This window comes from candidate division WOR-3 bacterium, assembly GCA_039802205.1.
Classification (GTDB): domain Bacteria; phylum Hydrothermota; class Tepidihabitantia; order SM23-42; family JAOAFX01; genus JAOAFX01.
Window position 1 is genome coordinate 15,709 of sequence record JBDRWD010000034.1, and the last position, 11,664, is coordinate 27,372.

The 11,664-nt window shown below is 44.3% G+C and carries 11 protein-coding genes; 6 read left to right on the forward strand and 5 right to left on the reverse strand.

Going from position 1 to position 11,664, the window contains the following annotated elements; translation table 11 throughout:
* Positions 1-12: 12 nt before the first annotated feature.
* Positions 13-984: a 6-phosphofructokinase gene (gene pfkA, locus ABIL39_07840; GenBank protein MEO0166032.1), complete on the reverse strand. Its 972-nt coding sequence runs from the start codon at positions 982-984 to the stop codon at positions 13-15.
* A 236-nt stretch (positions 985-1,220) separates the two neighbouring features.
* Between pfkA and smpB the strand changes: the two genes are divergently transcribed.
* The 5 genes from smpB to ABIL39_07865 are packed head-to-tail and all read left to right on the forward strand — an operon-like array spanning position 1,221 to position 5,526.
* Positions 1,221-1,673, forward strand: a complete 453-nt coding sequence (gene smpB, locus ABIL39_07845; GenBank protein MEO0166033.1) for an SsrA-binding protein SmpB — start codon at positions 1,221-1,223, stop codon at positions 1,671-1,673.
* Complete coding sequence (locus ABIL39_07850; GenBank protein ID MEO0166034.1) at positions 1,670-3,016, forward strand: N-acetylmuramoyl-L-alanine amidase; 1,347 nt, start codon at positions 1,670-1,672, stop codon at positions 3,014-3,016. Before smpB ends, ABIL39_07850 begins: the two co-directional genes overlap by 4 nt.
* Positions 3,013-3,810: a glutamate racemase gene (gene murI / locus ABIL39_07855; protein MEO0166035.1), complete on the forward strand. Its 798-nt coding sequence runs from the start codon at positions 3,013-3,015 to the stop codon at positions 3,808-3,810. The genes ABIL39_07850 and murI overlap by 4 nt, the downstream gene beginning before the upstream one ends.
* 14 nt (positions 3,811-3,824) lie before the next feature.
* Positions 3,825-4,541, forward strand: a complete 717-nt coding sequence (gene rph, locus ABIL39_07860) for a ribonuclease PH (GenBank protein ID MEO0166036.1) — start codon at positions 3,825-3,827, stop codon at positions 4,539-4,541.
* Positions 4,542-4,545: 4 nt separating this feature from the next.
* A complete protein-coding gene (locus tag ABIL39_07865; GenBank protein MEO0166037.1) occupies positions 4,546-5,526 on the forward strand; it encodes an RluA family pseudouridine synthase in 981 nt (326 codons plus the stop codon).
* A gap of 5 nt (positions 5,527-5,531) precedes the next feature.
* Here ABIL39_07865 and serS read toward each other — a convergent pair whose 3' ends face one another.
* The 4 genes from serS to ABIL39_07885 form a co-directional block, all read right to left on the reverse strand.
* Positions 5,532-6,800, reverse strand: a complete 1,269-nt coding sequence (gene serS, locus ABIL39_07870) for a serine--tRNA ligase (protein ID MEO0166038.1) — start codon at positions 6,798-6,800, stop codon at positions 5,532-5,534.
* Between the two features lie 75 nt (positions 6,801-6,875).
* The gene (gene miaB / locus ABIL39_07875) at positions 6,876-8,183 is read right to left on the reverse strand and encodes a tRNA (N6-isopentenyl adenosine(37)-C2)-methylthiotransferase MiaB (protein ID MEO0166039.1); all 1,308 of its coding nucleotides are present in this window, start codon (positions 8,181-8,183) and stop codon (positions 6,876-6,878) included.
* Positions 8,149-9,303: a MiaB/RimO family radical SAM methylthiotransferase gene (locus ABIL39_07880; GenBank protein ID MEO0166040.1), complete on the reverse strand. Its 1,155-nt coding sequence runs from the start codon at positions 9,301-9,303 to the stop codon at positions 8,149-8,151. The genes miaB and ABIL39_07880 overlap by 35 nt, the downstream gene beginning before the upstream one ends.
* 17 nt (positions 9,304-9,320) lie before the next feature.
* Positions 9,321-11,000, reverse strand: a complete 1,680-nt coding sequence (locus ABIL39_07885) for a 30S ribosomal protein S1 (GenBank protein ID MEO0166041.1) — start codon at positions 10,998-11,000, stop codon at positions 9,321-9,323.
* A gap of 306 nt (positions 11,001-11,306) precedes the next feature.
* Between ABIL39_07885 and ABIL39_07890 the strand changes: the two genes are divergently transcribed.
* Positions 11,307-11,540, forward strand: a complete 234-nt coding sequence (locus ABIL39_07890) for a hypothetical protein (GenBank protein MEO0166042.1) — start codon at positions 11,307-11,309, stop codon at positions 11,538-11,540.
* Positions 11,541-11,664 lie beyond the last annotated feature (124 nt).

Below are 11,664 nucleotides of genomic sequence, written 5' to 3' on the forward strand. Positions count from 1 at the left end.
ATTTGAGCAGTATCAGCCAGATAAGATTTTTATCATTTTGTAAAGATAATCTTCAACTGGCTTCTTTATTGAATAAGTCTGTTCAAATGGTGTGTATACTATCTCATGGTTTATTTCACCGATCATAACTCCAAATTTTTCATTCTCTACTGCTTCTACCGCATGATAGCCCAATCTGGAGGCAAGGATTCGATCATTCGCCGTGGGTGTGCCCCCGCGCTGGATATAACCCAACACCGCAACCCGATAATCTTCACCGGTCAATTTCTTCACTTTTTTGGCAATCGTCAAGGCATTCCCGGCTTCATCACCCTCGGCAACGATTATGATATTTGATTTTTTCCCCTTTTTGATATTATTCTGGATGGTGCGGGCAATCTCTTCGATATCAGTGGGGGTCTCAGGGATGATTACATCCTCAGCACCCCCTGCCAGCCCAACTGCCAGACTGATAAACCCTGCATACCTGCCCATCACCTCAATAAAAAATACCCTTTCCAAAGATGAAGCCGTATCCCTTATCCGGTCAACCGCCTCAAGAGCACTATTCACCGCTGTATCAAAGCCAATGGTAAAATCTGTTCCATAAAGATCATTATCAATCGTTCCCGGCAACCCGATGAGATTCGCCCCGAACTTTTCAGAGAATATCTTTGCTCCCCGCATCGTTCCATCACCACCGATCACTATCACACAATCCAATTTGTTTTGATCAATAACCTTTTTCGCTTTCTTCATCCCTTTTTCGGTTTCAAACTCATCGCACCGGGCAGTCCCTAAAATGGTGCCCCCACGCTGGATGATATTGGCGACCGAATGGTGGTTTAATTTTATGATATCATTGTTGATCAGTCCCTTATACCCGTGTTTTATCCCAAAAACTTCGTAGCCTTTAAAAAGGGCGGTGCGGACAATCGCCCTTATTGCGGCATTCATACCTGGTGCATCACCGCCGCTGGTCAAAACCCCAATCCTTTTTTTCATGATGGATTATAACCAGTTTCCAAACAAAGTCAACAAATTAAGTGGATAGGCAAATCTTGAGATATTCAGAGCTAAAGCCTGCGTCTGCCAGAATAATGAATACGGGATAGGTTTGCCCCACATTGAGGTTATTGGTTATTTTTACAAATTTTGCCATAGGCTTCTTTAGTATCTAAAGTGGAGAAAACTCGGTCCTTGGATTTCTTGACTTTTGCAGGTTTGTTTGCTATAATACCTTGATGAAGGTTGTAGCCACGAATCGCAAAGCGCACCATCTTTACGAGATCATCGATACCTATGAAGCCGGTATGGTGCTCAAAGGAAGTGAGGTTAAATCATTACGCCAGGGCGAGGTTTCTTTGAGCGATGCCTATGCCGAAGTTAAAAATGGCGAGGTTTTTATCCACAACCTCCATATCACTCCCTATCGCTTCAGCACCATCACTCCTCCTGACCCCAGGCGTAAGAGAAAATTGCTCTTAAGAAAAGAGGAGATTAAAAAGCTTTATGGTATCGTCACCCAGAAGGGAAATCTATTGATTCCCTTAAAAATCTATTTCAATGACCGGGGATATGCCAAGGTGACGATCGGCGTCTGCCGGCGCAAGCGCCTATTTGATAAAAAAGAGAAGATTCTGCAGGAGGAGGCAAAAAGGGATTTAAAGAGAATCAAGAGCATGAACCGATGAGTCTTTTTTTCTTTTTTCTTTGCGGACTTATCCAGAAATACCAGATTGTTTATGAGAATAATGCCTTGATAGTGCAAAGCGAGATGCTTGATGAACATGACTATCTTCCTTTAAAACCAATCGCCGAGCTGTGTGAGATAAATTATGTTTTTGATAAGACCCACCTGCGGTGTATTCTTTCTACCCCCGAGCACAAAATCACCCTGCGTTCGGATATCGATATCATCAAGTATGATACCGAATATGTCTGCATTCCTTTTCCACCCCGGATTGTGGAGGAGGATATCTATTTACCGGCTTTGCTCATTACCGATATCCTCGGATCCCGGCTGGAGAAACTCATCTTCATTAAAAAGATTGAAGAGATTTCCATTATTGATAAGATCGACCTTAGCCTCCGGGGCGATTCGACTGTTTTAAAATTTTTCTGGTCCGCGCCGGTAGAATTTGATGTTCAATTTACTCCCCAGCAGGCGATTGTGGAATTGGATGGACAGTATAAAGAAAAAACCAAATTAAAACCGAAAGGGGCAGTAAAGGCGATAAATGTGCAGACTTATCAGACTTATACACGGATTGAATTGGTCCTTTCCGATATCAATGCCTGTCTGGAAAGGGAGAATGAGATAGTATTTTATAAGAAACTATCCAAGAAGGTAGAATTAATTGTTTTGGACCCAGGGCATGGTGGAATTGATCCCGGTGCGGTGGGCAAGAATGGCATTTATGAGAAAGATGCGAATCTGGATATCTCAAGGATTCTAAAAAAGTTTATTGAAGATTCTTTAAAGATTCGTGTCTTGATGACCCGAGATAAAGACCAGTATCTCTCTTTAAAATCCAGGACCAATTTTGCCAATCGCAACGCTGCGGATATCTTCATCAGCATCCATTGTAATGCCTCACCCCGCAGCCGACAGGCACGGGGTTTTGAAACCTATTTCCTCTCCGAGGCGCGCACAAATGAAGAACGGGCCGTGGCGGCGATGGAAAACGCTGCCTTGCAGTTTGATGAAGAGATGAAACCCTCGGGTGACATAAATTTCATCCTCTACGACCTTGCCCAGAGCCTTTTCTTGGAAGAATCTAATAATCTTGCCGAAGCCATCCAGACCAGTGCTGAAAGATTGCTCCATATCCCCGCCCGGGGTGTGAGTCAGGCCGGTTTTTATGTGTTACGCGGGACCTTCATGCCCGCGGTTTTGGTGGAATGTGCTTTTATTTCTAATCCTGAGGAAGAAAAACTTCTCCGCGAGATAGCATTCAAAGAAAAGATTGCCTACGCGATATTCTCTGGATTAAGGGATTTTATAGCCCATTATGAAAGGAGGTTAAACCATTGAATAAAGCGCCGATTGGAGTATTCGATTCCGGGATTGGCGGGCTCACGGTCGTCAAAGAAATCCGCCAGGCTTTGCCCCGGGAGGATATCATCTATCTCGGTGATACTGCACGTCTTCCCTATGGGACCAAATCCACCGAATCCATAATCCAGTTTTCCCGAGAAAATACCCGATTCCTTCTGGAGCGGGGTGTGAAATACATCGTCATCGCCTGCTATTCTTCTACTTCGGTCGCCCTTGAAATTCTACAGAGAGAAGTTTCAATACCGGTGCTGGGGGTGATCAAACCCGGGGTGAAAAAGGCACTTCAGTTAACCAGGAATAAAAGAATCGGTGTGATTGGGACCACTCTTACGATACACAGTGGTGCGTATGAAAAGGCATTTCAAGAATTTTCATCTGAAGTAGAAATCATCGCTCGAGCCTGCCCTTTGTTTGTCCCACTGGTGGAGGAAGGCTTTATTGAGCACCCTGCCACCGAGTTGATTGCTCGGGAATATTTAGAACCGCTGAAGATGGATAATATTGATACACTCCTGCTCGGCTGCACCCACTATCCGCTGTTGATAAAAACAATAAAGAAAATCCTCGGTCCGATAAATTATGTTGATGCCTCCCAGGAGTTGAGCAGGGAACTTGCCGAATCCCTCACGGAAAGAAACCTGCTCAATCCCCAGGGCAGAGGAAGTATTGCTATCTATCTGACCGATTTTTCGATGAATTTTAAAGAGATTGCTGAGCGATTTTTGGGTGAGCCATTGAGGAATTATTTCCGTGCTTCATTAAGTGTTTAAGCGAAAGGAGGCGTATGAGATCTGATGGTCGGAAGAATGATGAACTGAGAAAGATTGAGATTGAGATGGATTACCTTGAATATCCTGCGGGTTCCTGTCTTTTCCGGTTAGGTAAGACCGTGGTCTTATGTGCGGTGACAGTGGAAAATCGGGTACCGCCATTTTTAGTAGGCAAGGGTCAGGGCTGGCTGACCGCAGAGTACTCTCTTCTACCGGCATCCACGAAAGAGAGAACCCAGCGCGAGGCGAATACGGGCAAACTCACCGGGCGCACCCAGGAAATCCGGCGCTTCATCGGCCGGGCATTGCGTCCTGTTTTTGACCTGACAATGGTCGGTGAGCGCACCTTCATCATTGATTGTGATGTCCTCCAGGCTGATGGCGGCACCAGGACCGCAGCCGTGAATGGAGCATTTCTTGCATTATACAGTGCGGTGAAGAAGATGTGGTTAAATAAAGAATTTAACCAATTTCCGATACTGGATTTTGTCGGTGCCATCAGCGCCGGCATTGTTCAGGGGGAGATACTCCTTGATCTGTGTTATGATGAGGACTCCAATGCCGAGGTGGATATGAATTTGGTGATGACGGGACGGGAAAAAATCATTGAAATTGGTGCTACAGCTGAGAAAATTCCGATCACCAAACCAGAACTGGATCGGTTACTGGAAGTGGCAAAAAATGGAATAAGACAGATAATAGAATTAGAGAAGCAGATTATCTCAGCCTGAAGCGATGCCCACCATCAAACAGGAATTCAAAAGAAAGGTATCGGAAAAACAATGGGGGACAAGACTTGATCAGTATCTTTACATTTCGGGCATCGGACTTTCCCGGAGCCTCATCCAGAAACTGATCAAGCAGAAGAAGGTGCTGGTGAATAATAAACCGGTGAAATGTTCATACCGGGTAAAAGAAGGGGATGAGATTTATGCCGTTTTTGAACTCCAGACTGGACCGGAGATAAAACCCGAGAACATCCCTTTGGATATTGTCTATGAAGATGATGATATCATCGTGGTGAACAAACCCAAAGGAATCGTTGTGCATCCTGCACGGGGACATTTTGAACACACGATGGTCAATGCCCTTTTGTATCATTGTGGGAGATTGCCCACATTGACTGATGAAATCAGACCCGGGGTTCTACACCGCCTGGATAAAGATACCACCGGTCTTATCGTCTTTGCCAAGACTGACGAGGCATTGAGCAAATTGGGTAAGGCACTTGCCCGGCGCGAAATCCAGAAAAGATATGATGTCTTATGCTGGAACTTTCCAGGAATGCACGAGGGATTGATCGAAGCGCCGATTGGTCGGAGTGCGGTGATCCGGACAAAGATGACCGTAACACCCCTCTCCAGCAAAATGGCAACGACTAAATATCAGGTTCTGGAGAAATTTCCCCTGGCGAGTTATTTAAAGGTCTGGCTGATCACCGGTCGCACCCATCAAATCCGGGTCCATTTAAACTATATCGGCTGTCCGGTGATTGGCGATAAAGATTATGGGGGAAGAAATCCGGGGGTAATTAAAAACTCGGCATATCTTTCGGACTTTCAGGCGATACTCAAATTGATCGACCGGCAGGCATTACATGCCTCGGAGATAACCTTGCACCATCCCCGGACAAACGAACTATTACGCTTTACTGTTCCGTTGCCCGAGGATATGAAGAGGGTGTTGGATTATTTAAAAAAGAGGTTTGCTAAATAATCCGGCTACTCAATATACTCGAGACCGTCCATATAAGGTCTTAATATCTCAGGGATTTTTATCCGACCTTCAGGTGTTTGATAATTTTCTACAATCCCAATGAAGGTCCGGGGGGTGGCGAGTCCTGAACCATTTATTGTATAGACATAGTCAACACCCCCGGTCGCTTTCCGGTAACGAATCATTGCCCGGCGTGCCTGGTATTGTTCATAACAGCTCACCGAAGAGACTTCAAGCCATTCTCCCATCCCTGGTGCATAGACCTCAATATCATAAGTTTTGGCAGAGGCAAAGGTCATATCACCGGTGCACAAAAGCATGATCCGGTAGGGCAGACCGAGGAGTTTTACCACTTCTTCGGCATCAGTTAAAAGTTTTTCAAACTCCTCATATCCGGTCTCAGGTGTCGTATATTTTACCAGTTCCACTTTATTAAATTGGTGGACACGGGTTATGCCCCGGACTTCTTTACCGTAAGAACCGGCCTCACGCCGGAAACAGGGGGTATAGGCGACATAGCAAATCGGCAATTTTTTCTCCGGGATTATCTCTTCCCTATGGATGTTGGTGAGGGGGACTTCGGCGGTGGGGATGAGAAAGAAATCGTCGTTTTGACATTTATACATCTCGCTCTCCAGACGGGGCAACTGTCCAGTGCCAAAAAAACACTCTGGATTATTTAAAATGGGCGGGAAGATTTCGATATACCCATGTTTTTTTGTGTGGAGGTCAAGAAAGAAATTTATCAATGCCCGCTCCAATTTTGCACCCAAACCTTTATAAAGTATAAATCTTGAACCGGCAAGTTTGGGTGCCCGTTTGATATCCAGGATATCAAGGGCTTCACAGATTTCCCAGTGGGGCAGAGGTCTGAAATCATACTGTGGAGGTTCTTTCAAACCCCGGATGAATTTATTATCGGTGCTGGTTTTTCCCACCGGTACCGAGGGATGGGGAATATTGGGTAGCAAAGCCATCAGTTTATTGAAGTTATTCTCCACACTCCGCAACTCTTCTTCAAGATTTTTTATCTCATCACCAATCGCCCTTGCCTTTTCCATCAATGCCGTCGCATCTTTTTTTTCTCTTTTCAGGCGTCCCACCTCTTCGGATAATCTATTTCTCTCTTTCCTCAAATTATCAATTTCGGTGATGATACTCCGCCGTTTTTTATCTAATTCCAGCAATTCATCAAGGTCAAATTCCAAACCCCGGTTTAAAATTGCCTGACGGAGCAAATCCGGGTTTTCACGCAATAATTTTAAGTCGACCATGGAATAGTATATTCTAAAACCTTGAAAAGTCAATTGAAATTCAAAACTTCTGGGAAAAATATCTGAGGTTATTCGCTAATCGATTATTTCGCCGATTGGTGTTCGCCCCTTTATCTTGGTAATCAATACCCGATGGACTGCTCCAGGGGCGATTTCGCCTTCCACAATCACATCCTTATTGCCTCGTGTCTTCCCCCGCGTGCCTTCTTGGGCCCTTTCTTCAAATAAGACTTCATAGATCTTACCAATCATCCGGGCGGTCTTTTTCTTGATTATCTCATTTTGCATATCGATTAGTATCTTCAAACGTTCTTTAATCACCGCTTCAGGCAGGGATGGATATTCACCAGCTTTGGTACCCGGACGGTAGGAATAGCGGTACATATAAGCATCGTCGAATTCAATCTTTTTGACCAATTCCAGCGTTTCTTGAAACTCCTCCTCGGTCTCGGTAGGAAATCCCACGATGATATCGGTGGTGATGGTCGCATCTTGTATTTCCTTGCGGATTTTTTCAATCTTACAAAGGTAATCTTCTTTTGTATACTTCCGGTTCATCAACTGGAGGATACGATTATTACCAGACTGGAGAGGAAGGTGAAACCACTCACAGATATTTTTGTTTTCTTTTACGACCTGAATCAATTCAATATCAAAATCTTTGGGATGGGAGGTCAAAAATCTTAACCGGAAGACGCCGCTCTTTTGGGCAATGAGTTTTAAAAGTTTTGGGAAATTTGTGCCCTGATAATGATATTCATTCACATTCTGACCTAAAAGGGTTATGTCTTTTACACCTGCAGCCACGAGTTCGTTCACTTCCTTTAAAATATCTGCCACGGGCCGCGAACGCAATGGACCCCGCACGAAGGGAACAATACAATAAGAACAGAAGTTATTACAACCCCGGGTGATGGAGACAAAGTCAGCAATTCTTTTTGATCGCCGGCAGATATCGGTATACAACTCTAAACCCAACTCGGTATCAATAATCTTGGTCTTTTCCTGAAGGATTGTCTTTAAATAATCTGGAATCCGGCGGTAAGAGTCGGGTCCGAGGATGAGGTCCACAAAGGGATATTTTGCGATTATCTCGCCGGCAAGGCGTTGTGCCATGCAACCTACCACCCCTAAGAGTAGACCTTTGTTCTGGCGCCACTTCTTCAGGGTGGCGATGTAGCCGAAGGCGCGTTCTTCCGCATGTTTCCGCACCGAACAGGTATTGATTAAAATTATTTCGGCTTCACCAATATTTTCGGTGGGTAGATAACCATTTTCAACAAGGATTTCCTGGACCAGATCGGAATCATTCTTATTCATCTGACACCCAAAGGTTTTTATGTAGAACTTATGCATCGGAGATGAGGATTCCTCGGGTTTCATTCCTGGTGACTTCACAGATTTTGATTTTCTTCAACACCCGCTGGGGCAGGTTATCCGGTATTGTCACCTGGATGTAGTTATCGGTGAGTCCTTTCAAGGTCTCTCCCTTTTTTTCAATGATCGCTTCCAGCGTTTTGTTGAGGAGTTGCTGACGGAAACGATAGTTCTTTTCAGATATCAACTCTTTCAATACCCAGAAACGCCGCTTTTTTTCTTCAGGGCTTATTGGGTCGCCTAAATTATAAGCCGGAGTAATTGAACGGGGTGAATAGGTGAAGATGTGGAGATGTGTGAAGGGCACATCCGCTATCAGCCGGAAAGTATTATTGAATGCCTCTTCTGTCTCCTGGGGAAAACCTACAATGATATCAGCTCCAATCGCTACATCCGTGAAGTTTTTAACAATCAGTTCAAAGATGTTCTTCAAATGCCGAACCTGGTAGCTACGACCCATCAAAGCAAGGATTCGGTCATCACCACTCTGGATGGGGATATGAAAATGACGACAGAAAGGCAAGTCCTTCATTGCGGCGATGAGTTCTGAATTAACAAAATTTGGTTCAAGGGAGGACAATCGGATGCGCGGAAGGTTGGGAATTTTGGCTAATTCCTTAAATAGATCGACTAATGAACCACCGGCCTCCAACCCATAGAGTCCAATATTGGCACCCACAAGCACGATTTCATTAAAACCTAAATGCCTTGCCCATTCTATCTCCTTTCTGATTTCTTCTATCGGCTTGCTCCATAATCTCTTTCGGATGCGGGCGACCACACAAAAAGTGCAGGTCTGATTGCAACCATCTTCAATCTTTAAAAAATAACGTGCTTTTTCCACCTCCGGGAATACACCGTTGATCAAACTATTCCGCTGTTCATTGTCAATAGTTGTGTAACCGGTGAATAATTCCGGCCTCAGGTGTACCAAACAGCCGGTGATTATCAAATTCTTTTCCGGAAATGACCTCTTTGCCCGGCGGAGTTTTTTAAGGGATTTTACTTCCGCCTCATGTGTAACACAGCATGTGTTGACGATTATAGTATCATCCGGAAAGCACCGGGCGAGACAATATCCTTCGTATTGATTCAGTTTGCATCCGACATTATAAAGCAGCGCCAAATTCTTCGGGGAGGGAATTACTCTTTTTCTTTCTTAATGATTTCTTTGGTCTTGTCCCCAATGATATCACCAATGGTGATTTTGTCTGCAACCGGTTTGATCTCTTCTTTCTCTTTCTTGCGTAGACCAGGTCGACCCGTTCCTTTTTCGGCAAGGATGATTCTTCGCAATTTGGTATTATACTTGCGCACCACCAGTTCCAGTTCTTCATCTATCTTATAGAGGTCTTTTAAATTCTTACCTTTCCGTTCCAGGTATTTGGCGGGGATAAACTCTTCAAAATTGCCTTCCAGCATGACACGGAGACCTTTGGGTAAGATATCACTAACCTTGCCCGTGATCTCCGAATTCTCAGGATACTTTTCCATCAGTTTAATGAATGGGTCTTCCTGGAGGTGTTTGATGCTTAAAGAAATTTTTCTGTTTTTGCGGTCAATAGAACGGATTACCGCTTCAACCTTCTGCCCTTTTTTGAAATAATCCGATGCCTTTTTCACTTTCTTATCCCAGAAAAAGTCATTGACATGTATCAAACCTTCAAGACCATCCGGGAGCGTGACAAAGGCACCAAAGTCCCGTAGGTTTGTTATCCGCACCGTGACTTTCTGTCCGACCTGATACTTTTCCTCTACCACCGACCAGGGATCGGGTTGGGTCTGCTTCATCCCAAGATAAATCTTCCTTTCGTCTCGGTCTACGGAAAGGACAACGGCTTCCACTATGTCACCAATTTTCACCAGGGCATTGGGGTCTTTTATTTCTTTAGACCAGGTCATATCCGAGATATGGACAAAACCCTGGATATCCTTTTCCAGTTCAATGAAAACACCGTATTCAACAATGTTGACGACCTTACCTTTGACCTTGGTTCCGGGTTGATACTTCTTTTCAATCGCCTCCCAGGGATGAGGTAAAAGTTGTTTCAGCCCAACTGAAATCCGTCCGGTGGTTTTGTCCAGAGAAAGAATCTTGACCTTTATCCGCTCATTGAGCTTCAACACTTCACCAGGATGGGTGAGCTTATTCCAGGAGATATCACTGATATGTAAGAGGGCATCTATCCCACCGATATCAATGAATGCTCCGTAATCGGTGATATTGCGCACCGTTCCTTCGATCACATCACCCACTTTTATCTGGCTGAATATCCGCTTTCTAATCTCTTCCTGTTCTGCCTCAATCGCCAGTTTCCGGGAAACGACGATATTTTTCCTTAAAAGGTTGATTTTGACGATCTTTACTCCAATCTTCTCACCGATAAGGGCATCTGGATTGCTCTGGACTTTGAAGTCAATCTGGGAACTGGGTAGGAATGCATCGACTCCCAAAAGGTCTACAGTAAAACCACCCTTGATGCGCTTCCGGATGGTCGCTTCGGCTATTTCACCATTTTCGTAGATCCGTTTTATCTTATCCCAGGCTAACTGGAAATCCGCCTTCTTCTTGGAGATGACCGGAAATCCTTCCCGATTTTCAAAGGCCTCAAGAAAGACATATATCTCTTTACCTTCAACTGCGTCATCCGGATTAGAAAACTCTTCAAACGGAAGAAAACCTTCGGCTTTTAAGCCGAGATTCACCAGCACCCCATTTTTGGTGCGCTTGACGATCGTCGCCTTGACGATATCACCTTCTTGATGGGTTACATAACTTTCTTCAAGTAATTTAGTAAGTTCACCATCTGAATGCTCGCTCATTCTTAATAAAACCTCCCTGGAATGTTTCTGCCATTCCAGGTAAGGATTATATTCAATTTTTACTTCTTGTCAACAGGTCGATTTTCTGAATCTTCTCCACATTTTTATAAAATATTTTATTTAGTGACAATAAAATCTATGAGCAAAGTTGGTAAGGGGAACCAATAATTTCAGTGTCGGAGAAGGTTTTGATTGATGTCCTCTCGTAGGGCAAGGCTTTCGCCTTGCATAAATAAAAAATGCCAACCTAAAGTCCTCGAGTGGTAACCAATAAAATGGTAGGCGCAGGCTTTAGCCTGCGGATAAATGTTTTTAAATCCCAGGGTATTTCGCACTTATTTGAAAGTGGCTACTGCAGCCTTGCGGGCGCGTGATATTGACCGGAAATTATTATTTTATTATCAGCGGATATTAAAAAGGAAAGGCAAGGGTATCGCAAAAGTAGCTTTGGCGCGAAAGATTGCTACCATTGTTTATTATATGTTGCGTGGGCAGATTGATTATGCTACTTGTCTGGCGAGGAATAGAATGGCTGGGTAAGCCTCTCTCTCCACTTAATCACTGAATGATTAATAGAAAGATTAGGCAGCCCAGCCACTCCGAATAGATACCTTGGTCTTATATGACCGTATAGCAGTCTGGTTTAACCGTTAGGTATGATTCG

Bases quoted from the DNA above. Each gene is read 5' to 3' on its own strand.
- pfkA (MEO0166032.1), bottom strand. From the start codon at position 984: ATGAAAAAAAGGATTGGGGTTTTGACCAGCGGCGGTGATGCACCAGGT.
- ABIL39_07850 (MEO0166034.1), top strand. From the start codon at position 1,670: ATGAGTCTTTTTTTCTTTTTTCTTTGCGGACTTATCCAGAAATACCAG.
- rph (MEO0166036.1), top strand. From the start codon at position 3,825: ATGAGATCTGATGGTCGGAAGAATGATGAACTGAGAAAGATTGAGATT.
- ABIL39_07865 (MEO0166037.1), top strand. From the start codon at position 4,546: ATGCCCACCATCAAACAGGAATTCAAAAGAAAGGTATCGGAAAAACAA.
- serS (MEO0166038.1), bottom strand. From the start codon at position 6,800: ATGGTCGACTTAAAATTATTGCGTGAAAACCCGGATTTGCTCCGTCAG.
- miaB (MEO0166039.1), bottom strand. From the start codon at position 8,183: ATGAAACCCGAGGAATCCTCATCTCCGATGCATAAGTTCTACATAAAA.
- ABIL39_07885 (MEO0166041.1), bottom strand. From the start codon at position 11,000: ATGAGCGAGCATTCAGATGGTGAACTTACTAAATTACTTGAAGAAAGT.
- ABIL39_07890 (MEO0166042.1), top strand. From the start codon at position 11,307: ATGTTTTTAAATCCCAGGGTATTTCGCACTTATTTGAAAGTGGCTACT.